Below are 242 nucleotides of genomic sequence, written 5' to 3' on the forward strand. Positions count from 1 at the left end.
TTTCAAAGATTGCCATAATGGTTCCTCCGTTCTGACAATTAAAAATCGGTCCCTTATTTTTGATACGAGCAGAGCCACAGGAAAATTGCGGAGAAGCTCCTCTCAATAACCGAAAGCCAGTGCGCCGCCATCCACGGCAAAATCCTGTCCGGTGATGTAAGCGGCACCATCGCCCACCAGGAACTCGGCCATCTTACCCAAGTCGCGGGTGTCACCGTAGGCGTGCAGCGGCATCCGGTTCA

Annotated in this window: 1 protein-coding gene; it reads right to left on the bottom strand. The window is 52.9% G+C overall.

Annotated features, from left to right (window positions below):
* Positions 1-102: 102 nt before the first annotated feature.
* Positions 103-234, bottom strand: a complete 132-nt coding sequence (locus tag DW937_RS15340) for an SDR family oxidoreductase (protein ID WP_279221278.1) — start codon at positions 232-234, stop codon at positions 103-105.
* Positions 235-242 lie beyond the last annotated feature (8 nt).

It is taken from the genome of Faecalibacterium sp. AM43-5AT (genome assembly GCF_003603345.1).
Classification (GTDB): Bacteria; Bacillota; Clostridia; order Oscillospirales; family Ruminococcaceae; genus Faecalibacterium; species Faecalibacterium taiwanense.